19 protein-coding genes are annotated in these 25,686 nt (G+C 72.3%); 9 read left to right on the top strand and 10 right to left on the bottom strand.

The features are described 5' to 3' along the window. The 5 genes from CLV28_RS15990 to CLV28_RS06075 all read right to left on the bottom strand — a co-directional run. Positions 1-119 (bottom strand): FAD-binding protein (locus CLV28_RS15990; protein ID WP_157802531.1); only part of this gene is annotated, 119 nt, incomplete at its 3' end. 73 nt (positions 120-192) lie between these two features. Continuing rightward, positions 193-2,142, bottom strand: a complete 1,950-nt coding sequence (locus CLV28_RS06090) for a protein kinase family protein (protein WP_100422273.1) — start codon at positions 2,140-2,142, stop codon at positions 193-195. Positions 2,143-2,240: 98 nt separating this feature from the next. Then, positions 2,241-4,070: a murein biosynthesis integral membrane protein MurJ gene (murJ, locus tag CLV28_RS06085; RefSeq protein WP_157802530.1), complete on the bottom strand. Its 1,830-nt coding sequence runs from the start codon at positions 4,068-4,070 to the stop codon at positions 2,241-2,243. Next, positions 4,067-6,292, bottom strand: a complete 2,226-nt coding sequence (locus tag CLV28_RS15460) for a DUF6049 family protein (RefSeq protein WP_157802529.1) — start codon at positions 6,290-6,292, stop codon at positions 4,067-4,069. The genes murJ and CLV28_RS15460 overlap by 4 nt, the downstream gene beginning before the upstream one ends. Further along, positions 6,289-6,939: an NUDIX hydrolase gene (locus CLV28_RS06075; protein WP_100422272.1), complete on the bottom strand. Its 651-nt coding sequence runs from the start codon at positions 6,937-6,939 to the stop codon at positions 6,289-6,291. Before CLV28_RS06075 ends, CLV28_RS15460 begins: the two co-directional genes overlap by 4 nt. A gap of 138 nt (positions 6,940-7,077) precedes the next feature. Between CLV28_RS06075 and CLV28_RS06070 the strand changes: the two genes are divergently transcribed. Further along, positions 7,078-8,580, top strand: a complete 1,503-nt coding sequence (locus tag CLV28_RS06070; protein ID WP_100422271.1) for a CCA tRNA nucleotidyltransferase — start codon at positions 7,078-7,080, stop codon at positions 8,578-8,580. 287 nt (positions 8,581-8,867) lie between these two features. Here CLV28_RS06070 and CLV28_RS06065 read toward each other — a convergent pair whose 3' ends face one another. Beyond that, positions 8,868-10,433: an MDR family MFS transporter gene (locus CLV28_RS06065; protein ID WP_100422270.1), complete on the bottom strand. Its 1,566-nt coding sequence runs from the start codon at positions 10,431-10,433 to the stop codon at positions 8,868-8,870. Positions 10,434-10,902: 469 nt separating this feature from the next. Here CLV28_RS06065 and CLV28_RS06055 point away from each other — a divergent pair, with 469 nt between their 5' ends. Both CLV28_RS06055 and CLV28_RS15985 read left to right on the top strand, forming a co-directional pair. Beyond that, the gene (locus tag CLV28_RS06055) at positions 10,903-12,651 is read left to right on the top strand and encodes an FAD-dependent oxidoreductase (RefSeq protein ID WP_100422268.1); all 1,749 of its coding nucleotides are present in this window, start codon (positions 10,903-10,905) and stop codon (positions 12,649-12,651) included. 95 nt (positions 12,652-12,746) lie between these two features. Then, entirely contained in the window at positions 12,747-13,031 is a 285-nt protein-coding gene (locus CLV28_RS15985) for a metal-sensitive transcriptional regulator (protein ID WP_275405099.1), read from the top strand. 7 nt (positions 13,032-13,038) lie between these two features. Here the strand turns inward: CLV28_RS15985 and CLV28_RS06045 are convergent, their stop codons facing one another. The 3 genes from CLV28_RS06045 to CLV28_RS06035 all read right to left on the bottom strand — a co-directional run bounded on the left by CLV28_RS06045 (position 13,039) and on the right by CLV28_RS06035 (position 16,403). Continuing rightward, positions 13,039-14,331 carry an MFS transporter gene (locus tag CLV28_RS06045; protein WP_100422267.1) on the bottom strand — a complete coding sequence of 431 codons (1,293 nt, stop codon included), beginning with the start codon at positions 14,329-14,331 and terminating at the stop codon, positions 13,039-13,041. A gap of 330 nt (positions 14,332-14,661) precedes the next feature. Then, positions 14,662-15,753 carry an inositol-3-phosphate synthase gene (locus tag CLV28_RS06040; protein ID WP_100422266.1) on the bottom strand — a complete coding sequence of 364 codons (1,092 nt, stop codon included), beginning with the start codon at positions 15,751-15,753 and terminating at the stop codon, positions 14,662-14,664. Next, a complete protein-coding gene (locus CLV28_RS06035; protein WP_100422265.1) occupies positions 15,750-16,403 on the bottom strand; it encodes a PadR family transcriptional regulator in 654 nt (217 codons plus the stop codon). The genes CLV28_RS06040 and CLV28_RS06035 overlap by 4 nt, the downstream gene beginning before the upstream one ends. Before the next feature lie 331 nt (positions 16,404-16,734). On the opposite strand from CLV28_RS06035, the gene CLV28_RS06030 reads away from it, so the two are divergent. From CLV28_RS06030 to rplI, 5 genes are all read left to right on the top strand, one after another. Continuing rightward, positions 16,735-19,218 (top strand): transglycosylase domain-containing protein, encoded by a 2,484-nt coding sequence (locus tag CLV28_RS06030; protein WP_157802528.1) that lies wholly within the window; start codon positions 16,735-16,737, stop codon positions 19,216-19,218. A 220-nt stretch (positions 19,219-19,438) separates the two neighbouring features. Beyond that, on the top strand, positions 19,439-19,729 hold the full coding sequence (gene rpsF, locus CLV28_RS06025) for a 30S ribosomal protein S6 (RefSeq protein ID WP_100422263.1): 291 nt from the start codon (positions 19,439-19,441) through the stop codon (positions 19,727-19,729). Positions 19,730-19,840: 111 nt separating this feature from the next. Next, a complete protein-coding gene (locus CLV28_RS06020) occupies positions 19,841-20,386 on the top strand; it encodes a single-stranded DNA-binding protein (RefSeq protein ID WP_100422262.1) in 546 nt (181 codons plus the stop codon). Positions 20,387-20,466: 80 nt separating this feature from the next. Beyond that, the gene (gene rpsR / locus CLV28_RS06015) at positions 20,467-20,703 is read left to right on the top strand and encodes a 30S ribosomal protein S18 (RefSeq protein ID WP_100422261.1); all 237 of its coding nucleotides are present in this window, start codon (positions 20,467-20,469) and stop codon (positions 20,701-20,703) included. A 22-nt stretch (positions 20,704-20,725) separates the two neighbouring features. Next, a complete protein-coding gene (rplI, locus tag CLV28_RS06010) occupies positions 20,726-21,175 on the top strand; it encodes a 50S ribosomal protein L9 (protein WP_100422260.1) in 450 nt (149 codons plus the stop codon). 135 nt (positions 21,176-21,310) lie between these two features. Here the strand turns inward: rplI and CLV28_RS06005 are convergent, their stop codons facing one another. Further along, positions 21,311-22,636 carry an MATE family efflux transporter gene (locus tag CLV28_RS06005; RefSeq protein WP_100422259.1) on the bottom strand — a complete coding sequence of 442 codons (1,326 nt, stop codon included), beginning with the start codon at positions 22,634-22,636 and terminating at the stop codon, positions 21,311-21,313. A 356-nt stretch (positions 22,637-22,992) separates the two neighbouring features. Here CLV28_RS06005 and CLV28_RS06000 point away from each other — a divergent pair, with 356 nt between their 5' ends. After that, positions 22,993-25,647, top strand: coding sequence for a replicative DNA helicase (locus tag CLV28_RS06000; RefSeq protein ID WP_100422258.1), 2,655 nt, complete (start codon positions 22,993-22,995; stop codon positions 25,645-25,647). Positions 25,648-25,686 lie beyond the last annotated feature (39 nt).

Genomic DNA, 25,686 nt, shown 5'->3' with positions numbered 1-25,686 from the left:
GACCCGGCCAGGACCACGGGCTCGAGGCCTGCGCGCGCGGCGTAGACCGCGGCGGTGTACCCGGACGGGCCGGACCCGATGATGACCAGATCGTGGATCTTGTCGGACTGCTGGCTCACGCGTGCTCCTCGGTCGTCAGTGTGTGCAGTGGAGGAACACGCTCGCGGGACGAGGTGTTCCCGGGTGCCGTGCTCAGGAGATCAGGATCTCGTTGAGCTCGACGCGATTGCTGCCGTCCGCCGTCACCGGCAGCTCGGAGAACCACAGGACGAAGCTCGTGCCCTCGGTCGCCTCGAACGTCAGCTCGGTCTCGTCCGCGAGCGGGGCCGAGGCGAGCACCGTGCCGTCGGTCGGCTTGTCCGCCGACGTGGCCCGCACCTCGACCGTGCCGCCCGTGTTGTTGGTGTCGAGGATGATCGTCGTGACGGGGGCCTTCTGCTCGAGCTCGATCGCGTAGCCGACGCCGTCCTTGAGGCCGCCGAACTCGGGCGTCGCGTAGGTGCGCGTGTACCAGAAGGTCTCGGGCTGGCCGTCGATCGCCAGGTCGACGGCCTCGGGGTGTTCGCCCTCGGTGTCACCGTTGGACTGACCGATCGGGTCGAGCTGCTCGCCGGACGCGATCTCGGGGCGCACCTCGGGCGTGGGCGTGGGTGTGGGGGCGGCTGAGGCCGTCGTCTCGGGTGCGGGAGCCGCGTCGTCCGCGGGTTGCTCGGCCTGGGCCTGGCCCGCGTCCGACTTGAGCGCGGGCTCGAACCCCGAGAACGCGTTGGCGAGAGCCCAGACGAGGCCGACCAGGACGATCAGCCCGACGATCGCGAGGGTGATCCAGGTGGGGTCGATCGTGTTCTTCCGGGCGCCCGAGGAGGACCCGCCGCCGGCGGCCGCGGCGGCGGCCACGGGAGCGCCTCCCGATCCGCTCACGGCGGCGGGACGCGGCGCGGTCGCCGACGTCCGCACCGGGGCGCCGGGGACCGGCGTGCCCGCGCTCCAGGCGGGGGCGGGTGACGCGGCGGGCGGCACGGCGCTCGTGCGGACGGGCGCCGTCGCTCCCGTGGCTGCGGGCGTGCCACCCGGGGCGAACGTCGGCGGCAGCGACGCGGGGGCGGGGGGCACGGGCGGCTGGGGTGCGGTCGGCCAGCCGTCGGCCGGCGCGGCCCCAGCGTCATGTCCGGGGGCGCCGTGCCCGGGGGCGCCGTGTCCGGGGGTGCCCGGTGCGGCAGCGCCGGCCCCCGCTGCCGCAGCGGCACCGCCGAGCGCGACGGACCCGGCGCGGTGGATGCGCCCCGTCGTCGGTCGTGCGCCCGCGCCGCCGCGGATCGACTGACGCACGGGGGCCTTGACGGGCTCCTCGACGGTGGGCGGCACGGCAGCCTCGACGGTCGACCACGGCTCGAGCGACGCGACGACGTCGCCCGGGGTGCGGGGACCGTCGGACGAGTCGGTCGCGAGCGTCGTCCGGCACAGGGAGGCGAGGTCGGCCGGGGTGTCGGACGGCGGGTCGGCCGGGATGCCGTCGGTACGCACCGCGGGCAGGGGGCGGGGTGCCGACGGGTCGATCCACGGCACGTCGAGGCTCGACCCGCCCCAGCGCGTCGTCAGCAGGTAGTACAGGAGCGCGACGAGTGCGACGGCGTCGCGGCGCGAGGTCGCGTCGGCGCTGCCGCCGTCGGTGCCTGCGACGCCCGCGTCGAGGCCGAGGCCGGTGACGAGCACCTGGGTGCCGTCGATGCGGACCGCCTCAGGTCGCAGCGCGAGGTGGTGGACGCCGCGACGTCGCGCGACGTCGAGCGCGGTGGCGACCTCGCCCACGATCGAGCGGGCCTGGTCGGGCGTGACGTGGGAGGCGTCGACGAGCTGGGTGAGCGACAGACCGCGGGAGCGCTCGCTCACGACGTACGACACACCGTCCTGCGCGCCGACGTCCAGGACCCGGGTGAGCCGGTGGTCGGAGACCAGGGCGGCGCGCCGCGCGGCGTCGAGCGCGGCGGGTGCCGCGTGCCCGCGCACGACGTTGACCTGCACGGGACGGTCGAGGACGACGTCGTGCGCGGCCCACGACTCGACCCCGACGAGGTCGGTGGGGACGGGTTCGGCGAGCCGGTAGCGTGCGACGAGCGTCGTTCCGGGACCGAGCGTGCTCACTGAACCTCCGGTGCTCACTGTGCCGCCCGGGGTCGATGGCCGCCGGCGGCGACGTCATGGGCGGTATTCACCCCGCACATCCTACGCGGAACGGCTGATCAGCCCCGACGCAGCCGGGCCGTGAGCGGGCCGACCAGATCGGCGAGCTCCTGGACCCGCATGAGCCGCAGCAGACCCACGTACACGGCGAGCATCAGCAGGCCCGTGCAGGCGGTCACGAGCAGCGCGAGACCCCACGACAGGCCGTGCAGGTCGCCGAACAGCTGCCGTACGCCCCAGCCCGCGACCGCGGCCACGCCGGCCGCCACGACGAGCCGGACGTGCAGACGCACGATGCGCGCGGTGTCGAGGCCGTCGAGGCGCCGGCGCAGCCCGAAGGCGCGCAGCACCACGACCAGGGCGTTCGAGAGCGACATGGCGGCGGCGAGCCCCACGACCCACCAGCGCGGGTCGAGCACGAGCGTCGCCGCCCAGGCCGCCCCGATGAGCAGGACGGTGCCGAGCGCCTGGATCCAGAACACGCTCCGCCCGTCCTCGAACGCGTAGAAGACCCACTTCATGAGGACCATCCCGCCGAGCGGCACCAGGCCGAGGGACATGGCCACGAGGACCTGGCTGACGGCGACCGCGGCGTCCGCCCCCACGGTCGGGACGAGGAGCTTGGTCAGGGGGAGCGCGAGGACGACCATGACCGCGGTCGCGAACACCGTGAACACGCCCACGGTGCGCACGCCGCGCGACAGGAGCGTGCGCACGCGCGCGACGTCACCCGCCCCGGCGGCCGCGCTCATGCCCGTGAACAGCGCCGTCGCGACCGAGACGGTGACGAGCGAGTGCGGGAGCAGGTAGATCATCAGGGCCTGGGTGTACGCGGCGGGCCCGGCGACGTCGGACTCGCCGAGCGCCCGGGCGGCGTCCGGCGCCGACGCGGCGAACCGGGAGACCACGAGCGTCCCGAGCTGCTCGAGCAGGACCGCGCCGAACGTCCACATCGCGACCGCGCCCGCGGTGCGCAGCCCGATCCCGTGCAGGCCGAGCCGGACCCGCCAGCGGAACCCGCCGCGGTACAGCGGCCAGAACAGGATGACGGCCTGCCCGACGATCCCCAGCGTCGCTGTGCCCGCGAGCAGGGCGATCTTGGGGCCGTCCCACGACGACATGTCGTCGACGTGACCGGTCGCCGCCGGGCCGTACACCGCGATGAAGATCGAGAACCCGACGATCGAGACGATGTTGTTGACGATCGGCGACCACATGTACGGGCCGAACTGCCCGCGCGCGTTGAGCACCTGCCCGAGCAGCGCGTAGAGCCCGTAGAAGAAGAGCTGGGGGATGCACCAGAACGCGAACGCGACCGCGAGCGACTGCTGCGCGGGCGTGAACTTGCCGCCCGAGTAGATCGTGACGACGAAGCTCGCCGCCGCGGTGAGCACGAGCGTCATCACGAGCATGATGAGCGCCGCGAGGGTGAGCAGCTTGCCGATGCGCTCCTCGGGGTTGCGCTCGCGGTACGAGCGCACGATCTGCGGCACGAGGACGGCGTTGAGCATGCCGCCCGCGAGGATCGCGAACATGAAGTTCGGGATGCGGTTGGCGATGTCGAACGCGTCGGCCGCGAGACCGGTCGTGCCGATCGCGCCGACGAGCAGCACGTTGCGCACGAGGCCCAGGCCGCGCGAGACCGCGGTGCCCGCGGCCATGATCATCGAGCTGCGGCCGAGGCTCTGCGCCTTGCGGGCCGGGGGAGCGCCGTCGCCCACAGGGCCGTCGCCGTCCGGCACCTCGTCGACGGCCGGTGGCACCGTGCCGTCGCCCGCGAGGTTCGCGGCGTCGCGCTGGTCGGGCCCGCTGGTGTCGGACGGCGCGGGGCGGGCCTGGCGCGCGGCGCGGGCCCGGCGGTCGCGGCCGGTGGGACGGGCGTGCCTCATCGGGTGCTCCCGTGGTCGTCCGGCATGCTGGTGGGGCGGGTTGCCCCGGCCGTGCTCTGCTGGCCCGTCGTCTGCCCGGCCGTGCTCTGCTGGCCCGTCGTCTGCCCGGCCGTGCTCTGCTGGCCCGTCGTTTGCCCGGCCGTGGACTGCTCCGCCGTCGGCTGCCCGGCCGTGGGGTCCGGGATCTCGACCTCGTCGGCGGCGGCACGCCGGGCCGAGCGTCCTCGACGCACGGTGCGCCAGATGCCGCCGACGAGCAGGAGGCCGAGCAGCACGGCCCCGACCGCGGTCCCGACGCCCTCCCACTCGGCGCGCACGCGCACCTCGAACGAGCTCGGTGCGGTGACCTCGGTGCCGTCCTGACCGAGCACCTGGACGTCGACGACCACGTTGCCGCTGCCGACCGCGTCGACCGTCACGGGGACCGCGAGGTCGGAGTTCGCGGGCACGACGACCGAGGGGTTCTCCTCGATCTGCAGGCGCGGGTCGTCCGGGGTCAGCACCAGCCGGACGCTCGCTTCCTGAGGCAGGTTGTTGCGCAGCCGCACGGTCACGTCGCCCGAGTCGGCGATGAGGTTGAACGTGCTGCCGGGGACGACCTGGACGCCGTCGGCGAGGCTCTCGATCGCGGTGCGTGCGGCGTCGACCGCGAGGAGCCGCTCGCCGAGGGACGAGCGGAACGCGACGGCGGAGGGCGCGACCAGCTGCGGGTCGACGACCGTGGTCAGGGCCTCGGGGTCGGGGACGATCGACGAGATGGACGCGAGCTGGTCGCGGCTCGCGGCGAGCTCGGTCACGACGGCCGGTGCGAGCTCGTCGGTGTCGACCTCGCGCTCGGCGAGGGGCGTGCGCGCGTCGGTCGACGGGCGCGTGTCGAGCAGCTGCGAGATCGGTACCGTGCTGCTCCAGCCCGACTGCTCGAGCGCCTCGACCCGTGCGGCGAGCGTCGCCGGGTCGGGGTCCCACGTGCGGGAGAAGGCGACCACGAGGGTGCGGCCGCGGGAGGGTGCCTGGGCGGCGACGGCTGCCGTCTCGGCAACGAGGCGCCGTTCCAGCAGGGCTTCCTCGGACTCGTCCCCCGGGGGTCCCGCGAGCAGGTCCGTCAGGGTGGTGTCGGCGACGACCATGCGCGCGGTCGACCCGTCGCTCGTCTCGACCTCGGTGATCCCGGTCGGGGTCGTCGCTCCCGTGGGAGCCAGCGCGTCGCCGGTCGCGACGACGAGCGGCGAACCGGACGCGACGGCCGTCGACACGGTTGCGAGGTCGGGAGGACCGACGGGCCAGGCGAGGTCCTGGCGGACGTCGGCGAGCGCGCCGGACACGGGCAGGCGCGGGACGAGAGCACCGGCGTGGGCGTAGGCGGCGACGTCGGGGTCGAACGCGGGCAGGGCGAACACGTCCCGGCCCTCGGTCGCGCCCAGGAGGGCCTCGGCCCACGACGACCCGCTCTCGCCGAGCGCCGAGGCGGCGTCGACGACCTCGGGGTCGACGGCCCACGCGACGTCGGGCAGCGTGGTGGTCGCTGCGAGGACGTCGGCCAGCCGGCCGTCGTCCGACACCGCGGACTGGAGGTCGGACGCCGCGGTGAGGGGGTCGGTGTCGACGGGGGGACCGGTGACCGCGGCGACGAGCGAGACGCCGACGGGCTCGACCTGCGACCCGGTGCCCGGGTCCCACGTGACGAAGGTGCGGAGCGCGGCGACCGGGCCGTCGTCGTCGGACACGACGACCGCGAGGCCCTGGGTGCCCCACGCGGTCCACGCGCCGAGACCCATCTGCGCGCGGTTGACCTCGAAGGTCACGGTCGCGGACTCGCCCGCGGCCACGTCGGGGACGTCCTGGACGGCGACCTCGCGGCCGGTCGGGCCGTCCGGGTCGTCGTCGTCCCATGCGGCGACCCAGTCGCGCGTGTGGGTCGCCGAGTCGCGGTCGATCCCGAGGCGGGCCACGGCGTCGTCGAGGGGTGCGTCACCGGCGTGCACGACGACGGTGACCCGGAGCTCGGGGGAGTCGAAGCTCAGCGGGCCGGCGCTCATCGAGGTGAGCGACACGCGGGCGGCGCCGTCGGTGCGCTCCGTGGACGCGGGTCCGGTGGGCGCGGTTCCGGCGGACGCGGACGCCACGGCGGCCGGGGCCGGCCAGCCGAGCAGCCCGAGCGTCAGGGCGAGGGCGAGCAGCAGCGCGGCGCGCGGCGTGCGCGCGCCCGTGAGGTGCGAGGTCATGAGGGGTCGGTCGGGTTCCGGTGGTCGGCGGGTTCGTGCCCGGACCGGCGGACGACGGTCCGCGTCACCGTACCCTGCACCAGGCGGACGCCGCGACGACCGTGCAGCACGTCGTCCGCGGCGGCCGCGAGCCGACGCTCGTTGGGGTAGGCGAGGCGGTGCGGGAGCTCCGACATCGGGATCCACTCGACGTCCTCGGCCTCGTGGTCCGGGTCTCCCTCGACGCTGAGCGTGCCGCCCGTGGCGTGCAGCAGGAAGTGGTGCACGACCTTGTGGACGCGGCGGTCGTCGCCCGCGAACCAGTAGTCGATCGTGCCGAGCCGGCGGTCGACGACGCCCTCGATGCCGGTCTCCTCGGCGATCTCGCGCACGGCCGCCTCCTCGGCGGTCTCGGAGCCCTCGAGGTGCCCCTTGGGCAGGCACCATTCGAGGCGCCCGCCGCGGTTGCGGCGCGCGATCACCGCGACCCGGGGTTCGTCGGCGTCGTGGTCGACGACGATGCCTCCGGCCGAGACCTCCTCGACCACGGGCCGGTGCACGGGGGCGGGGGCGGGTGGCCGGACGTCCTCGGGGTCCCGGTGCAGCGCGTGCCCGCCCGGAGGCGCGGGAACCCCGCGGGGGTCCGGGGAGCGCGCGGGCGTGGACATGTCGTCACTGTACCCAGCGGAGCCCCGCACGGCCGCGTGCGCCCCGCGGGCGGACGACGGTCCGGACCTCGGTCCGCACGGGCAGGAGCGGCCGCCCGGCCGCTCGTCCGGGGGCGGACGACGGTAGGCTGGGCGGTCGTGTCGACCCCCGCATCCCGCCCCAGCACCCCGGCCGAGCTCGAGCTCCAGCGTCGGGCCCTCGGCGCGCTCGCCGAGCTCGCCCCGACCGCCGTCGAGCTGGGGACGACGTTCCGGGCCGCGGGGCACGAGCTCGCGCTCGTCGGTGGTCCGGTGCGTGACGCGTTCCTCGGCCGCGCGAGCGAGGACCTCGACTTCACGACGTCCGCGTCGCCCGACGAGACCCTCGCGCTGCTCGCGGCCTGGGGCGACGCGCACTGGGACATCGGCAAGGAGTTCGGCACGATCGGCGCGAAGCGGTACGCGCGGGGGAGGGCCGGCGACCCGGCGTCGGGCGAGGTCGTCGTCGAGGTCACGACGTACCGCACCGACGAGTACGACCCGGCGTCGCGCAAGCCGCTCGTGGCGTTCGGCGACACGCTCGAGGGCGACCTGTCGCGTCGCGACTTCACGGTCAACGCGATGGCGGTCCGCGTGCCCGAGATGACGTTCGTCGACCCGCACGGCGGTCTCGCCGACCTCGCGGAGGGCGTGCTGCGGACCCCGATCGCGCCCGAGCGCTCGTTCGACGACGACCCGCTGCGCATGATGCGTGCCGCGCGCTTCGCGGCGCAGCTCGGGTTTCACGTGGAACCGGGCACGCTCGCGGCGGTCGTCGCGATGGCGTCGCGCATCGAGATCGTCTCGGCCGAGCGCGTGCAGGTCGAATTGTCCAAGCTGCTGTGCGCCGCCGAGCCGCGCAAGGGGCTCGAGGTGCTCGTCGACACGGGACTGGCCGACCACGTGCTGCCCGAGCTGCCCGCGCTCCAGCTCGAGATCGACGAGCACCACCGGCACAAGGACGTGTACGACCACTCGCTGATCGTGCTCGACCAGGCGATCGCGCAGGAGACCGGCCCGGACGGCGTGGTGCCCGGCCCCGACCTCGTGCTGCGCCTCGCGTCGCTGCTGCACGACATCGGCAAGCCCGCGACGCGCCGGTTCGAGGACGGCGGGGGCGTGAGCTTCCACCACCACGAGATGGTCGGTGCCAAGCTCGTCGCCAAGCGGCTGCGCGCGCTCAAGTACGAGAAGGCCGTGGTCAAGGACGTCGCGCGCCTCGTCGAGCTGCACCTGCGGTTCCACGGGTACGGCGAGGGCTCGTGGACGGACTCGGCGGTGCGCCGCTACGTGACCGACGCCGGGCCCCTGCTCGAGCGGCTGCACCGGCTCACGCGTGCCGACTGCACGACGCGCAACCGGCGCAAGGCCGCGCGCCTCTCGGCCGCGTACGACGACCTCGAGGCGCGCATCGCGGCGCTCGCCGAGCAGGAGGAGCTCGCGGCGATCCGCCCCGACCTCGACGGCGAGCAGATCATGCAGATCCTCGGGATCTCGCCCAGCCGCGAGGTGGGCGCCGCCTACAAGCACCTGCTCGAGCTGCGCATGGAGCGCGGCCCGCTCGGCGAGGAGACCGCCCGCGCCGAGCTGCTCGCCTGGTGGGCGGCGCGGCAGGACGGCTGAGCGGCTGAGCGACGGTCCTCTGAGCGGCTGAGCGGCTGAGCGGCTGAGCGGCTGAGCGGCTGAGCGGCTGAGCGGCTGAGCGGCTGAGCGGCTGAGCGGCTGAGCTGCTGAGCGGCAGGGCGCCAGGACGGCTGAGCGGCTGGGCGGCTGGGCGACAGGGCCGCTGAGCGGCAGTTCTGGCACGGGCCGGGTGGACCCGGCCGCCGAACGGGTCGACGCGGTCGACGTGCGCGACCCGGCGGGACCCCGCCGAAGCAGGTCCCGCCGGGCCAGGTACGTCGACGTCGTCAGTCGGTCGGCGCGGCGGCCTTGGCAGCCTCGTGCGCCGGGGGTGCCGGCTGTGCGACGGCGTCGGCCACGACCTCGGGGTGGGCGGACTGGATACCAGCGGACTCGGGACCAGCGGACTTGCCGGAAGCGTCGGCGGGCTCCGGGGCGGGACGACGCAGGAGCACCGAGAGCCCGATCGCGACCACCGAGATCGCCGCGCCCCACGTGAAGGCCGCGCCGACGCCGTCCGCCACCTCGACGGCGCCCGGTGCGTCCCCGCCCGCGAGCGAGCGCGTGGTCAGGACCGCGACGAACAGCGCGGTGCCCGCGGCGCCCGCGAGCTGCTGCACGGTCGCGATGGTCGCCGAGCCGTGCGCGTACAGGTGCGGCGGGAGCGCGCCGAGGGCCGCGGTGAACAGCGGCGTGAATACGAACGCGAGGCCCAAGCTGAGCACGAGGTGCGCGGCGAGCACGAACCACGGCGAGGTCGTGGCCCCGACCGTGGCGAGCGCACCCATCGCGGTCGCGACCGCGGCCGTGCCGGGAACCACGAGCGGGCGCGGGCCCACGCGGTCGTACAACGACCCGACGGTCGGGCCGAGCAGACCCATGAGGAGGCCGCCGGGCAGCACGAGCAGGCCGGTGTGCAGCGCGTCGAGGCCGAGCACGTCCTGCAGGTACAGCGGCAGCAGGATGATGGTGCCGAACAGCGCGACCATGCTCACGACCATGATCGAGAGCGCGACCGTGAACCCGCCCGAGGTGAACACGCGCAGGTCGAGCAGCGCGGTGTCGGTGCGCTGCAGGCGCAGCTGGCGCAGCACGAACAGGCCCAGGACGACCGCCCCGACGACCACGGGCACGGCGACCGGGACGAGCGGCTGCTCGCGCGCGGCCTCGCCCATGCTCGAGAGCCCGTACACGAGACCGCCGAACGCGACGGCGGAGAGAAGCAGCGAGATCGGGTCGAGACGGGCCGTTGTACGTTCCGCGGTGTCCTTGACGTACACGGCGCCGACGGCGAGCGTCGCGAGGGCGATCGGCAGCACGAGGCCGAAGATCCAGCGCCAGCTCAGCGAGTCGAGCACGATCCCGGCGAAGGTCGGGCCGAGGGCGGGCGCCGCCGACATGACGATCGCGACGTTCCCCATGACCTTGCCCCGCATCGCGGGCGGGACGAGCGTCATGATCGTCGTCATCATCAGGGGCATCATGACCGCGGTGCCCGTGGCCTGGACCACGCGGGCGCCGAGGAGCAGCGCGAACGTGGGCGCGACCGCGGCGAGCGCGGTGCCGGCGCTGAACAGGGCCATCGCCAGGACGAACGACCGCCGGGTGCCGAGGCGCCCGATGAGGAACCCGGTCGCCGGGATCACGACGGCCATGGTGAGCATGAAGGCCGTCGTGAGCCACTGCCCGGTCGAGGCCGGGATGTCGAACTCGTCGAGCAGCGCCGGCAGGGCGACGCCCATCGTCGTCTCGTTGAGGATCACGACGCAGGACGCCGCGAGCAGCAGACCGATCACGACGACGTCCTGACGCGCGAGGCGCTCGGGCGGTGGGCTGGTGGCAGGGGCGGTCATGGGGCTCCTCGGTCGCGGCGCGCCCGGCGGGCGGGCGGGGTCGTCTCATGGTCGGTCATGCACGTCCGTCAGGACGAGCTCATTGGTGGACCGCGCTACCGGTGGCAACTCATCGGTCGCCGGGACGATTCCCCGCCCGTGAGATCAGCGCCCGAAGAGTCGGGCGAGGAACCCGCTCGGGGCCGCGCCGCCCGCGGCGCCGTCACCGCTCGGAGCGTTGCCCTTCGCACTGTTGCCTCTCACATCGTTGCCCTTCGCACCGTTGCCCGTCGCTCCGTCATGGCCCGGGCACCGGTCCGCCTTCGCGACCCCGCGCATGACGTCGTCCACGTGCTGGCCGCACCCGGCCCACGTCGTCCTGCCGCACTGCCTGCACGTCACCGCTGCGCACATCGAGGTCCTCCTCAGGTCGTGGTTGGACCGCCACCATACCCCCGGGGGTATGGTGGACCTGAACCCAGGAGGTCACATGAAGATCGTCATCGTCGGAGGAGTCGCCGCCGGGATGTCCGCCGCGACCCGGCTGCGTCGCGGGAGCGAGGACGCGCAGATCGTCGTGCTCGAGGCGGGGGACCACGTCTCGTACGCCAACTGCGGGCTGCCCTACCACGCAGGGGGCGTCATCGAGGATCGTGAGGCGTTGCTGCTGCAGACGCCCGAGAGCCTCGCGGCGCGGTTCCGCCTCGACGTGCGGGTGGGTCACCGGGTCGTCGACGTCGACCCGGACGCTCGCACCGTCACCGTCGAGACCGCGGACGGCACCGTGGTCGAGTCCTACGACGAGCTCGTGCTGAGCCCCGGCGCCCGGCCCGTGGTGCCGCCCGTGCCCGGCGTCGAGCGTGCGCTCGTGCTCCGCGACGTCGCGGACGTGGACCGGCTCGTCCGCGAGATCGACCGTGCGACCGCGGACGACGCCGGTGACGCGCCGGCGGACGGCCCGACCGCGGTCGTGATCGGCGCAGGGTTCGTCGGCCTCGAGGTCGCGGAGAACCTCGTGCGCCGAGGCCTGCGCGTGACCCTCGTCGAGCTCGCCGACCAGGTGCTCGCCCCGCTCGACCCCGAGATGGCGGTCCGCGTGCACGACGAGCTCGTCGCGCACGGGGTCGACGTGCGCACCTCGACGCAGGTCGCCGAGGTGCTGCCCGCGTCGGTGCGGCTCGCCGACCCCGAGAGTCGTGACCTCGGCACGGTCCCGGCCGACGTGGTCGTGGCCGCGATCGGCGTCCGGCCCGACACCACGCTCGCCGAGCGGGCGGGCGCTGCGCTCGGCCCGCGCGGCGGCGTGCTCGTCGACGACGACCTGCGCACGAGCGTCGCGCACGTGTGGGCCGTCGGAGACGTCGCGACCAAGCGTGACGCCCTGGCACCCGGGACCATCCCGGCCGCGGACGACGCAGCCGGCCTCGCGTCGTCCGCGACCCTGATACCGCTCGCCAACCTCGCGAACCGGCACGGGCGGCACGTCGCGGACGTGATCCTCGGGCGCCGCACCGGGCACCGCCCCGCGATCGGGACGGCGGTCGTCGGGGTCTTCGGGCTCACGGCCGCGACCACGGGACGCAGCGAGAAGCGGCTGCGCGCCGAGGGCCGCGCGCACCGGGTGATCCACACGCACCCCGCGCAGCACGCCGGCTACTACCCGGGTGCGACGCCGATGGCGCTCAAGCTGCTCGTCGACCCGGCCACCGACGCGATCCTCGGCGCGCAGGCCGTGGGCCGCGACGGCGTCGACAAGCGCATCGACGTGATCGCCACGGCCGTCGCGGGCGGGCTCACGGCGTCGGACCTCATGGACCTCGAGCTCGCCTACGCACCCGCGTACGGGTCGGCCAAGGACCCGGTCAACATGCTCGGCTACGTCGCGGACAACCTGCGCGCGGGCGAGACGCGCAGCGTGCAGTGGCACGAGCTCGACGCCGCGGTGGCCGCCGGAGCGGTCGTGGTCGACGTGCGCACGCCGGACGAGCACGCCCGGGGGACCGTCGAGGTCGGCGGGGTGCCGTCGCTCGCGCTGCCGCTCGACGAGCTGCGCGCACGGCACCACGAGATCGCGGGCCGCCGCGTCGTCGTGCACTGCCAGGTCGGCCAGCGCGGCCACACGGCCGCCCGCCTGCTCACGGGCCTCGGCCACGACGTCGTCAACCTCGACGGCGGGAACCTGACCTGGCGCGACGGCGTGCGGGCGCAGGCCGTCCGGTCCGTCACGACGGTGGCATGATCGTGCGCATGACGAGCGACGACGCCACGGGAACGGCCCAGACGGTGCCGGCCGCGACGACCCCGGCCCCGGAGGCGGCTGCCGGGGACGCACCGGTGCCGGGGACGCACACCGGCCCCAGCACCGAGGCGCGCACCGCGGTGCTCAAGCGGCTGCGCCGCGCGCAAGGTCAGCTCGGCGGCGTGATCGCCATGATCGAGGACGGCCGCAGCTGCCGCGACGTCGTGACCCAGCTCGCCGCCGTCTCCAAGGCGCTCGACCGTGCCGGGTTCAAGATCGTCGCCACGTCGCTCCAGGAGTGCATGACCAGCCCCGACGGGCGCAGCGCCGACGACCTCTCGGCCGAGGAGCTCGAGAAGCTGTTCCTCGCGCTCGCCTGAGGCCCCGTCAGCCCGGGACCGGCGCCGCGGTGCGCGCCCCGCGCGTGCCCATGACCAGGGCCGTGAGCGCGTACCCCGCGGCCAGGGCGAAGAACACGGCCGACGAGTAGCCCGTGTCGGGCAGCACGACCGCACCGAGCGCTGCCGCCCCCACGAACGCCGCGTTGTAGAGCACGTCGTACAGCGAGAACGCGCGCCCCCGGAAGTGGTCGTCGGCGTCGCGCTGCACGATCGTGTCCGCCGCGATCTTCGCGCCCTGCACCGCCAGGCCGAGCAGCACCGCGCCGACCAGCATCGTCGCCCACGTGAGCGTGACCGCCAGGAGCGTCTGGCTCGCGGCCCCCAGGCACAGCATCACGACGATCCAGCGTTGCGGTCCGATCGACGGGCTCAGCGTCGGCGTCAGCACGATGGCGAGCCCGAAGCCCAACGCCGACGCCCCCAGGATCGCGCCGAACGTCGCCAGGCCCGCCTGCGTGTCGTCCGGGTCGGCGAGCAGGTTGCGCGCGATCAGGATGCTCGCGACGAACGTCATGCCGTAGATGAACCGGTGCACCCCCATGACGAGGAGCGCCTGACCAGGGGTCCGCCGCCGCCACAGGTACCGGGCGCCGTCCGCCATCTCGCGGACCACGCGCACCAGCTCCGCCCCCACCTGACCGCGGGGGAGCGGCTGCTCGGGTCCCAGCTCGTCCCGGCCGATGCGCGTCGCGAGCAGCGCCGCTACCGCGACCAGGCCGCCGGCCAGTGCGAGCGAGATCGAGTCCTTGACGTTCCCCGCAGGCATCACCAGGCCGACGACGAACCCGACCCCGCCGCCCAGCGCCGCCGCGGCCGTCCCCAGCGTCGGGGTCAACGAGTTCGCGGTCAGCAGCAGCGGCCCGTCGACCACGCGCGGCAACGACGCCGACAACGCCGCCAGCAAGAACCGGTTGACCGACAGGTTCACCAGCGCCAGCACGTACACCCACGGGCCCACGCCCTCGACCAGCATGATCGCGGCGATCCCGAGCGTCAGGACCACCCGCACCAGGTTGCCGACGACCAGCACCTGCCGGCGCCGCCACCGGTCCAGCAGCACGCCGGCGAACGGGCCCACGACCGTGAACGGCAGCAGCAGCACCGCGAACGCCACAGCGACCGCGCCGGCCGTGCTCTGCGACTCGGGCGAGAAGAAGAACAGCGTCGCCAGGCCCACCTGGAACGCGCCGTCACCCGCCTGCGACACCAGCCGCACCGCGAACAGACGCCGGAACCCGGGCAGGCCGACGAGCGACCTCAGCTCCCTGACGACGCCCACCCCGGTCACCCTACTGGCGGACGGCGCCGGGCACGGCCGACGCGCAGACGCAGGAAAGCCCCGCCGGACGACGTCCGACGGGGCTCCCGAGGCAGGTGGCGCAGCGTCACCGCAACGACGGAGGATCAGCGCCTACCTTGCTGGTCGCGCTGATCCTGCGCTTGCTCCGCTGCGCTCCGGATCAGCGCTCGACCTCACGGTCGCGCTGATCCTGCGCTTGCTCCGCTGCGCTTCGGATCAGCGCTCGACCTCACGGTCGCGCTGATCCTGCGTTCCGCTCCGGGCGGGTGCCTCGCTGCGCTCGACCCCCACCCTTCGCGTCACTCCGGATCAGCGCTCCGCGTCACCGGCGATGAAGGCCTCCAGCTGCGCACGCCCCTTCGTGTCCTCCATCTGCACCGGCGGCGACTTCATGAAGTACGTCGAGGCCGACAGGATCGGGCCGCCGACCCCACGGTCCTTGGCGATCTTCGCGGCGCGCACGGCGTCGATGATGATGCCGGCCGAGTTGGGGGAGTCCCACACCTCGAGCTTGTACTCCAGGTTCAGGGGCACCTCGCCGAACGCACGACCCTCGAGGCGCACGTACGCCCACTTGCGGTCGTCGAGCCAGGCGACGTAGTCCGACGGGCCGATGTGGACGTCGCGGCCGTCCTTGATCCCGGCGAGCGGGCCCGTCAGGTTCGACGTCACGGCCTGCGTCTTCGAGATCTTCTTCGACTCGAGGCGCTCGCGCTCGAGCATGTTCTTGAAGTCCATGTTGCCGCCGACGTTCAGCTGGTACGTGCGGTCCAGCACGACGCCGCGGTCCTCGAACAGCTTCGCCATGACGCGGTGCGTGATGGTCGCGCCGACCTGCGACTTGATGTCGTCGCCGACGATCGGCACGCCGGCCGCCTCGAACTTCGCGGCCCACTCCGGGTCGGACGCGATGAAGACCGGGAGGGCGTTGACGAACGCGACGCCCGCGTCGATCGCGCACTGCGCGTAGTACTTCGCAGCGACCTCGGAGCCGACCGGCAGGTAGCAGACGAGGACGTCGACCTGGGCCTCCTTGAGCGCGGCGACGACGTCGACCGGCTCGGCGTCCGACTCCTCGATGGTCTGGCGGTAGTACTTGCCCAGGCCGTCGTTCGTCACGCCGCGCTGGACGGTCACGCCCGTGGGCGGCACGTCCGCGATCTTGATGGTGTTGTTCTCGGACGCGTTGATGGCCTCCGAGAGGTCGAAGCCGACCTTCTTGGCGTCGACGTCGAACGCGGCGACGAACTCGAGGTCCGAGACGTGGTAGTCACCGAACTGCACGTGCATGAGGCCGGGGACCGTGCTGGTCGGCTCGGCGTCCCGGTAGTAGTGCACGCCCTGGACCAGTGACGATGCGCAGTTACCGACGCCAACGATGGCGACGCGGATGGAGGTCATCCTCGCTCCTTGATGTTCGTGCCGGGACGCTCCGCGCCATCGGCTGAGGTGTTCATTTCATGGTGTGTCCCCGAGACCGCGGTGCGGTGCTCGGGTGGGCGACGTCGGTCACGTTCCGTGGAGATCAGCCCGTCGAGCCACCGGACCTCGCGCTCGACCTGGTCCAGGCCGTGGCGCTGGAGCTCCAGCGTGTACTCGTCGAGCCGCTCGCGGGCGCGTGCGGCGGACTCCCGAACCGCCTCGAGTCGCTCGGTGAGCCGGGTGCGCCGGCCCTCGAGGATCCGCAGGCGGGTGTCGGCGTCGGTCTGCGCGAAGAACGCGAACCGGACGTCGAAGTTCTCGTCCTCCCAGGCGGCCGGGCCCGACGACGCGAGCACGGTCTGGAGGCTCTTCTTGCCCTCGGCGGTCAGCTCGTACACGATGCGCGAGCGCCTCCCGGCGAGCGCGTGCGGCGGGCTGCCGGCCTCGTGCCCGACGATCAGGCCGCGCACGACCATCGCCTTGAGCGCGGGGTAGAGCGACCCGTACGAGAGCGCCCGGAACGACCCGAGCAGGAGGTTGAGCCGCTTGCGCAGCTCGTAGCCGTGCAGCGGCGACTCGCTGAGCAGGCCGAGGATCGCGGTCTCGAGCACGCCGGAACCCCTGCGCACGACCCACCTCCTCGACCGCCCACGACTCGCCGTCCACCCGGCGGGCACACCGAGGTCGTTCCCGATGTATCGGAACGATACATCGTGGAGCGTTCCCACGCTCCGGGTCAAATCGTGTCCTCAGGCAATCACCAGGGCGGACGGCGCGTCGTCCGCAGTTGTGAAGGTCCGGGGGACGAGTGGCGGCAGTGGAGCGAAAACCTGTCCCGAGACGTAGCCCGGGGTCCACACGCCGAGGCTGACCGTCTACTGTTTCGGGTGGTCACCCCTCGGACCGCACCTCCTGCGTGCCCGGGGTGACGGACCGGTCGGCCCACAGGAAGGCGCTCTCGTGGCGAGCTCAACGAACATCGACGTGGTGGAACCCCGCCGCCGTCGTCGGTTCTTCGACTACCCGCGCTCGCGGGTCAAGGGCTTCCGCCGCTGGTTGCCGTCCTGGCGCGTCCTGCTCGGCACGTTCCTCGCCGGCTGCGCGCTCGTCGCGGGCGTCGTCATCGCCGCCTACAACACGACCGCGGTGCCCGACTCGGCCCAGGCGTACACCAAGCAGGAGGCCAGCACGGTGTACTTCGCCGACGGCACCGAGATGGGCCGGATCGGCACGACGGACCGCACGATCGTGCCCTACGGCGAGCTCCCGGCATTCGTCGGCGACGCCGTCGTCGCGTCCGAGGACGCGACGTTCTGGACCAACTCGGGCGTCGACCCGAAGGGCCTCGCGCGCGCGGTCTACGAGAACGGCAAGCGGATCATCTCCGGCTCGGGCGGCAACGCCAAGGGTGGCTCGACGATCACCCAGCAGTACGCCGAGCGGTACTACATGAACAACGAGGGCAGCGACACCAAGTCCCTCACCGGCAAGTTCCGCGAGGCGATCCTGGCGATCAAGATCACCAAGTCGCAGGAGAAGAAGGACATCCTCGGGAACTACCTCAACACCATCTACTTCGGCCGCGGGGCCTACGGCATCGAGGCCGCGTCGCAGGCGTACTTCGCCAAGCCCGCCAAGGAGCTCACGCAGCCCGAGGCCGCGCTGCTCGTCGCCCTGATCCCCTCCCCGAACTCGTGGCAGCCCAAGGAGGGCGAAGACAACTCCTACGCGACCGCGCTGTGGAACCGCGTCATGGACCGCATGGTCAGCGAGGGCTACCTCTCGGAGGCCGACCGCAAGGCCGCGACCCTGCCCGAGACCATCCCGTTCGAGCCGGCGAACACCTACGGTGGCACCGACGGCTACCTCATGCAGCTCGTCGAGAAGGAGCTCACCGCGACCGGACGGTTCGGCGAGGACGGCTCGGAGCTGCAGATCGGCGGCTACGACATCCACACCACGATCGACCCGGCGATGCAGAAGCAGGCGGTCAAGACCGCGCAGTCGCTGCCCGAGGACGCCGACCCGAACGTGCGCGTCTCGCTCGTGTCGATCGACCCGAAGACTGGCGAGCTCAAGTCGCTCTACGGCGGCGCCGACGCGGTCAAGGACGCGTTCAACAACTCGACCCAGGCCAAGGCGCAGGGCGGCTCGACGTTCAAGCCGTTCACCCTCATCGCGGCGCTCGAGAGCGGCAAGACGTTGACCGACCGGTACGACGGCAACGACGACCTGCTCATCCCCGGCTGGGACAAGGACCCGACCAAGAAGGTCACCAACTTCGCGGGCGAGAACCTCGGCATGATCGACCTCGTGCAGGCGACCACGCAGTCGGTCAACACCGTCTACGCGGCGCTCAACGTCGAGATCGGCCCCGAGAAGACCGCGGACGTCGGGCACCGGCTCGGGATCAAGGACGACATCGGGTCGAACGCCGGCAACGTGCTCGGCACCGACCACGTGAGCGCCGTCGAGCTCGCCAACGCGTACGCCACGATCGACAACGGCGGCGTCTACAACAAGTGGCACATCGTCTCGAGCGTCGACAAGAACGACACGCTGTTCTACAAGACGTCGCAGAAGCCCGAGCGCGTCGTCGAGGCCGAGGTCATCAATGCCGCGACGTACGCGATGACCCACGTCATCAGCGACCCGCACGGCTCGGGCGCCACGGCGCAGGCGCTCAACCGCCCCGTCGCGGGCAAGACCGGTTCGTCCAACGAGAACCGGTCGGCCTGGTTCGCGGCGTTCGTGCCGCAGCTCACGACCGTCGTCGGCATCTCGCAGTCCAAGGAGGACGGCAAGACCGAGGCGTCGCTGACACCGTTCGGCGAGTGGAAGCAGCGCGGCCTGTCGATGACGGGTGGCTCGTGGCCCGCGACCGCGTGGACGGACTACATGCAGGCCGTCCTCAAGGGTCAGCCCGTCGAGGACTTCCCCGACTACACGATGCCCCGCGCGACCTGGACGCCGACGCCGACCGCGACGGCCACGCAGGAGCCGACCCAGGAGGCGCCCGAGGAGCCGGAGGAGCCCGAGTTCGTGCAGGTCCCGGGCAACCTCGCGAACATGCCCAAGGACGCGGCGATCCAGATCCTGCAGCAGGCAGGGCTGGTGCCCAGCGTGACCGAGGAGTACTCCGACACGGTCAATCAGGGCGTCGTGATCCGCGTCCAGTCGACGGCCTCCAAGGTCCCTGCAGGGTCGACCGTCGGTCTCGTCGTCTCCAAGGGGCCGGACCCCGCCGAGCAGGCTCCGGACCCGGACGACGGCGGGAACGGGAACGGCAATGGGAACGGCGACGGCAACGGCGACGGTGGCGGGAACGGCGACGGCAACGGCGACGGTGGCGGGAACGGCGACGGCGGCGACGGCGGCGACGGCGGCGGACAGACGCCCCCGCCCACCCAGAGCCCGCAGCCCACGGCCGGCCAGAACGGCTGACCCGCACCGCTGACACGACCCGTCGGACGCCGTAGCCGGCCTCGCCCGGTGAGGCCGGCTGCGGCGTCCGCCACGTTTTTGGGAGGAACCCGCGTGCGCGGGTACTCTTGGAAGTCGCTGTGCTCGCACCCGCCCTCCTGGCGGTCGCGGCCGGCACACGCAGAACCCTCCTGTCACGGAAGTCCCGTGACCGCAGAGTCCGCAGGAGGTGGGTTGAAACATGCGTAAGTACGAGATGATGGTGATCCTCGACCCCACGGTCGAAGAGCGCACCGTCGCCCCGTCCCTCGACAAGTACCTCTCGGTCATCACGACCGAGGGCGGCACCGTCGACAAGGTCGACATCTGGGGCCGTCGTCGTCTGGCGTTCGAGATCCAGAAGAAGTCCGAGGGCATCTACGCCGTCGTCGACTTCACCTCGACCTCGGACACCGCCAAGGAGCTCGACCGCCAGCTCGGCCTCAACGAGGTCGTCCTGCGCACCAAGATCCTCCGCACCGACGCCCGCTGAGACGCCGCGTCCACACCCCCGCACGCCAGTCGTAGCGCGTGTCCCCGCCCCGTGGTTGGGTGGGGGCCGGTAACGACGAACCCCTGCACGGGACAGACCTAAGGAGCTGGCATGGCTGGAGACACCATCATCACGGTGGTCGGAAACCTCACCGCGGACCCGGAGCTTCGCTTCACCCCGTCGGGAGCAGCCGTCGCGAGCTTCACGGTCGCGTCCACGCCGCGGCAGTTCGACCGTCAGACGAACGAGTGGAAGGACGGCGAGACGCTGTTCATGCGCTGCTCGATCTGGCGCGACGCCGCGGAGAACGTGGCGGAGTCCCTGACTAAGGGCACGGCGGTCATCGTCCAGGGCCGGCTCGTCCAGCGGTCCTACGAGACGCGCGAGGGTGAGAAGCGCACGGTCGTCGAGATGCAGGTCGACGAGATCGGCCCGTCGCTGCGACGCGCCACGGCCAAGGTCACGCGAGCCCAGCGCTCGGGTGGCGGCGGCGGTGGCTTCGGAGGCAACTCCGGTGGCGGCGGCAACGGCGGCGGTGGCTTCGGCGGAGGCGGCGGATACAGCCAGTCCGGCGGCGGACAGAGCAGCAACGACCCCTGGGCCACGGCGGGTCCCGCCTCCTCGGGTGGCGGGTTCTCCGACGAGCCCCCGTTCTGACCGTCGCTCACCCCAGACACACCTTGACCGGTGACCGCGCACGCGCGGTGCACCGGTGACGAACACGAAGGAGCAACACCATGGCAAAGCCTGTGGTGCGCAAGCCCAAGAAGAAGGCCAACCCGCTGAAGACGGCGAAGATCGAGTCGGTGGACTACAAGGACACCGCTCTGCTTCGCAAGTTCATCTCCGACCGCGGGAAGATCCGTGCGCGTCGCGTGACCGGCGTCTCCGTGCAGGAGCAGCGCCAGATCGCCCGTGCCGTCAAGAACGCCCGCGAGATGGCACTCCTGCCGTACTCGTCGTCGGCACGCTGACCAGGATCAGGAAGGAAGAATCATGGCCAAGCTGATCCTCACGCACGAGGTCACCGGTCTCGGTGAGCCCGGCGACGTCGTCGACGTCAAGGACGGGTACGCCCGTAACTACCTCGTCCCGCGCAACCTCGCGACCCCGTGGTCGAAGGGTGCCGAGTCGCAGGTCTCCGCGATCCGAAAGGCGCGCAAGGCCCGCGAGATCGCGTCGCTCGACGACGCGAAGGCCGCGCGTGACTCGCTCCAGGCGAAGGCCGTCGTCGTGACGGCCAAGGCCGGCGAGTCGGGTCGCCTGTTCGGCGCCGTCACCACCGGTGACATCGCCGACGCGGTCGCCGCTGCCGGCACCGTCACGGTCGACAAGCGCAAGATCGAGATCGGTCAGCCGATCAAGTCGACCGGCTCGTACACCGTGTCGGTCCGCCTGCACCCCGAGGTCTCGGCGAACATCGCCGTGAACGTCGTCGCCGGCTGACTCCAGCACCTCGGGGCTCACGCCCTGACGCCCGCGGCCCCGGTCGCGGACGGCTGACACCAAGGCCCGGTCCCACCCCGCTCCGGCGGGAGGGGCCGGGCCTTCGTGCGTCCCGGCCCCGGTGCGCTCCGCAGGTCAGGCGCCGAGCACCATCCAGCGGTCGCCGCGGGCGCGCAGCCCGGTCGTGAGCGCACGCGCGGCCATGAACACCCCGGCGAACGCGAGCCAGAGCCATGCGAGGCCCCACGGCCCGTCGGGCGCCCAGCGCAGCACCGCGAGGGCGAACGGGGCGTAGACCACGACGGTGAGCATCCCGGCCCACGCGAGGTAGCGCCCGTCGCCCGCGCCGATGAGCACGCCGTCGAGCACGAACACCCACCCAGCCATGGGCATGAGCAGCCCGCACACGAGCATCCCGGCGGCGACGGCGGCGCGGACCTCGGGGTCGGAGGTGAACAGCAGCGCGAACCACCACCCGCCGGCCGCGATGACGACGCCGATCACGGCACCCGCGCCGACGCCCCAGCGCAGCGTGCGACGCAGCACGCGGTGCGTGGTCGCGGTGTCGCCCGCGCCGAGCCCCTGGCCGACGAGCGCCTGGGCGGCGATCGCGAGCGCGTCGAGGGCGAACGCGGCGAGCCCCCACACGGAGTTCACGACCTGGTAGCCCGCGAGGGACACCGCGCCGAGTCCGGTCGCGACGAACACGGTGAGCAGGATCGCGAGCCGCAGCGAGAGGGTCCGCACGAACAGCGGCAGGCCGGCGCGGACGTTGGCCCAGATGCCGCCCGCGGCGGGGCGCACCGAGCCGCCCCGGGCGCGGGCCCCGCGGACCACGACGGTCACGAGCACGGCGGCCATGAGCAGCTGCGAGACGGCGGTCCCGATCGCGGAGCCCGCGATGCCGAGGCCCGCGCCGTAGACGAGCACGACGTTGAGCACCGAGTTGAGCACCGCCCCCGACGCCGCGACGTACAGGGGCGTGCGGGTGTCGCGCATGCCGCGCAGCACGCCGGTCGCGGCGAGCACGAGCAGCATGCCGGGCAGGCCCAGCACGGACCAGCGCAGGTAGGTGATCGCGTGGTCGGCGACGGCGTCCGCCCCTCCCATGACGTGGACCGCCCAGGGGGCAGTTATCCACAGAACTGTGGACAACGCGAGGCCGAGGCCGAGCGCGAGCCACATGCCGTCGACGCCCGACTGCAGCGCGGCACGCTCCTGGCCTGCGCCGATGCGTCGCGCGACGGCCGCGGTGGTCGCGTAGGCGAGGAACACGCACAGGCCGACGACGGTCAGCAGCAGGGTCGACGCGAGCGACAGGCCCGCGAGCTCCTCGGTGCCGAGGTGGCCCACGACCGCGCTGTCGACCAGCACGAACACGGGCTCGGCGACGAGTGCCCCGAGCGCGGGGAGGGCGAGCGCGAGGATCTCGCGGTCGATCGCCCGCGAGCTGCGGGGCATGCCCCCCGAGGTGTCGGACGACGCGTGGTCGGGCGGTCCCGGGCGTGTCGTCGGCGTGTCGCCCGAAGAAGTTTCGTCCACACGAGCAAGGCTAGTGTTCGTGCCGCTCAGCGCGGCGCGTGCGACGGAACCCACAAAGTTTTCCACATGCCTGTCCACGACATGTGCACAGCAATCCGGGGGTTATCCACACCCCGTCAACAGGCTCGTGCACAGGGTCGTTTGCGGTGCTCCGGGCACGCACCTATCGTCGCGGAGTTGTGTCTCCACGGGGCGTCGATGGTCGGTGGTCGGACTGTTGGTGGCTCCCGGTAGAACAGAAGTTCCACGGGTGCGTGCGCGGGAATTGAGGGCGGATGTCGATCGAGGAGCTCGAGGCCGGGTTCGGTGAGTCGCGCAGCGGCGGCGGCGGGTTCGACCGCACCCCGCCGCAGGACGTCGCGGCGGAGCAGAGCGTGCTCGGCGGCATGCTGCTGTCCAAGGACGCGATCGCGGACGTCGTCGAGCAGATCCGCGGCACCGACTTCTACCGGCCCGCGCACGAGGCGATCTACGACGCGATCATCGACCTCTACGGTCGCGGAGAGCCCGCCGACGCGATCACCGTGGTCGCCGAGCTCCAGAACCGCGGCGAGCTCGGCCGCATCGGCGGAGCCCCCTACGTCCACGACCTCATCGCGATGGTCCCGACCGCCGCGAACGCCGGCTACTACGGGCGCATCGTGCGCGAGCGCGCCGTGCTGCGGCGCCTCGTCGAGGCCGGCACGCGCATCGTGCAGCTCGGCTACGCGGCCGACGGCGGCGACGTCGACGCGATCGTCAACGACGCGCAGGCCGAGGTCTACGCCGTCACCGAGCGCCGCACGACCGAGGACTACGCACCCCTCGCCGACATCATCGGCGGCACCGTCGACGAGATCGAGGCCGCCGGGCACCGCGGCGAGGGCATGGTCGGCGTGCCGACCGGGTTCGCCGACCTCGACCGCCTCACCAACGGGCTGCACCCCGGGCAGATGATCGTGGTCGCGGCGCGCCCGGCCATCGGCAAGTCGACCCTGGGAATCGACATCGTGCGGTCGGCCGCGATCAAGCACAACATGACGTCCGTCGTCTTCTCGCTCGAGATGAGCCGCAACGAGATCACGATGCGACTGCTCGCCGCTGAGGCGCGCATCCACCTGCAGAAGATGCGCAACGGCTCGATGGGCGAGGACGACTGGCAGAAGCTCGCCTCCACGATGGGCAAGATCTCCGAGGCGCCGCTGTTCATCGACGACTCGCCGAACATGTCGCTCATGGAGATCCGCGCCAAGTGCCGGCGGCTCAAGCAGAAGCACGACCTCAAGCTCGTGGTGATCGACTACCTCCAGCTCATGACGTCGGGCAAGCGCGTCGAGTCCCGCCAGCAGGAGGTCTCGGAGTTCTCGCGTGCGCTCAAGCTGCTCGCGAAGGAGCTCGAGGTGCCGCTCATCGCGATCTCGCAGCTGAACCGTGGCGCGGAGCAACGGCAGGACAAGAAGCCTGCGATGAGCGACCTCCGCGAGTCGGGATGCCTCACCGCGGACACCAAGATTCTGCGGGCGGACACGGGCGCGGAGACGACCATGGGCGAGCTGCACGCCCTGGGCGCGACCGACGTCCCCGTCTGGGCGCTGAACGACCGGCTCCAGTACGTGCGCCGGCACATGACGCACGTGTTCCCGACCGGCGTGAAGGAGGTGTTCCGCCTCAGGCTCGCGTCCGGGAAGCAGATCACCGCCACCGCCAACCACCCCTTCCTCACGTACGGGGGATGGAGGCCACTGGGCACGCTCGAGGTCGGTACCCGCCTCGGCGTGCCACGGCACGTCCCCGGCCCCGAGCAGAACGCGCGATGGGACGACCGCAAGGTGGTCATGCTCGCGCACCTCCTGGGCGACGGTTCGTTCGTCAAGCGTCAACCGTTGCGTTACGCGTCGGTCGACGAGCTCAACCTCCAAGCAGTGACGGAGGCGGCGTCAGCGTTCGGAGTGATCCCGGCCCGGGACGAGTTCGCGGCCGCCCGTTGCACCACGCTGCGGCTCAGGGCCCCCTATCGACTGACGCACGGGAAGCGGAACCCGATCGCGGAATGGCTCGACGACCTGGGTCTCTTCGGCGCACGGAGCTACGAAAAGTTCATCCCGTCGAGCGTCTTCCACCTGCCGAAGGAGCAGATCGCACTCTTCATCCGTCACATCTGGGCGACTGACGGCTCGGTGACCGTCCGTGCTGATGGGAAGTCCGGCCGGATCTACTACGCATCGACGTCTCGCAACCTCGTCGACGGACTGTCCCGACTGCTCCTGCGCTTTGGAATCTCGACGAGACTTCGCACTGCGACCGCGAAGGGGACCTACCGCCCTGGATACACCCTGGATGTCTCTGGCGCGGATGACCAGCGGCGCTTCCTCCAGGAGATCGGCGTGCACGGTGAACGAGGGGCGGCCGCGGAGCGGCTGCTCGAGATCGTCCGTGCCGTGAAGTCGAACCCGAACGTCGACACCGTTCCACGACAGGTCTGGGACGACGTCCGTGAGCTTCTCGAAGAGCAGGGAATGAGCCACCGGGAGTTCGCCAGGCAGTTGGGTACGCAGTTCAGCGGGAGTGCGATGTGGAAGCGCTCGCCGTCGCCGGCACGACTTGGACGGGTGGCAGCGATCCTCGAGAGCGAGGAGCTCGAGATCCTCGCGGTGAACGATCTGTTGTGGGACGAGGTGGTCGCGATCGAGCCGCTCGGCGAGCAGGAGGTCTTCGACGCGACGGTGCTCGACACCCACAACTTCATCGCGAACGGGATCGCCGTCCACAACAGCATCGAGCAGGACGCGGACATGGTGATCCTGCTCCACCGTGAGGACGCCTACGAGAAGGAGTCGCCTCGCGCGGGCGAGGCAGACCTGATCGTCGCGAAGCACCGTAACGGCCCGACCGACGTCATCACGGTGGCGTTCCAGGGGCACTACGCGCGGTTCGTCGACATGCAGGCGTAGTTGACCTCCTGTCGACGTCCAGCTGTCCCGCGTCAAACT

The organism is Sediminihabitans luteus (assembly GCF_002797595.1).
Taxonomy (GTDB): Bacteria; Actinomycetota; Actinomycetes; order Actinomycetales; family Cellulomonadaceae; genus Paraoerskovia; species Paraoerskovia lutea.
This window is presented reverse-complemented; position numbering and strand designations above follow the sequence as displayed.

What these genes read in the sequence shown, in the direction of transcription:
- rpsF (WP_100422263.1), top strand. Translation starts at nt 19,439, where the DNA reads ATGCGTAAGTACGAGATGATGGTGATCCTCGACCCCACGGTCGAAGAG.
- rpsR (WP_100422261.1), top strand. Translation starts at nt 20,467, where the DNA reads ATGGCAAAGCCTGTGGTGCGCAAGCCCAAGAAGAAGGCCAACCCGCTG.
- CLV28_RS06000 (WP_100422258.1), top strand. Translation starts at nt 22,993, where the DNA reads ATGTCGATCGAGGAGCTCGAGGCCGGGTTCGGTGAGTCGCGCAGCGGC.
- CLV28_RS06005 (WP_100422259.1), bottom strand. Translation starts at nt 22,636, where the DNA reads ATGCCCCGCAGCTCGCGGGCGATCGACCGCGAGATCCTCGCGCTCGCC.
- murJ (WP_157802530.1), bottom strand. Translation starts at nt 4,070, where the DNA reads ATGAGGCACGCCCGTCCCACCGGCCGCGACCGCCGGGCCCGCGCCGCG.
- CLV28_RS15460 (WP_157802529.1), bottom strand. Translation starts at nt 6,292, where the DNA reads ATGACCTCGCACCTCACGGGCGCGCGCACGCCGCGCGCCGCGCTGCTG.
- rplI (WP_100422260.1), top strand. Translation starts at nt 20,726, where the DNA reads ATGGCCAAGCTGATCCTCACGCACGAGGTCACCGGTCTCGGTGAGCCC.
- CLV28_RS06075 (WP_100422272.1), bottom strand. Translation starts at nt 6,939, where the DNA reads ATGTCCACGCCCGCGCGCTCCCCGGACCCCCGCGGGGTTCCCGCGCCT.
- CLV28_RS06020 (WP_100422262.1), top strand. Translation starts at nt 19,841, where the DNA reads ATGGCTGGAGACACCATCATCACGGTGGTCGGAAACCTCACCGCGGAC.
- CLV28_RS06040 (WP_100422266.1), bottom strand. Translation starts at nt 15,753, where the DNA reads ATGACCTCCATCCGCGTCGCCATCGTTGGCGTCGGTAACTGCGCATCG.
- CLV28_RS06055 (WP_100422268.1), top strand. Translation starts at nt 10,903, where the DNA reads ATGAAGATCGTCATCGTCGGAGGAGTCGCCGCCGGGATGTCCGCCGCG.
- CLV28_RS06065 (WP_100422270.1), bottom strand. Translation starts at nt 10,433, where the DNA reads ATGACCGCCCCTGCCACCAGCCCACCGCCCGAGCGCCTCGCGCGTCAG.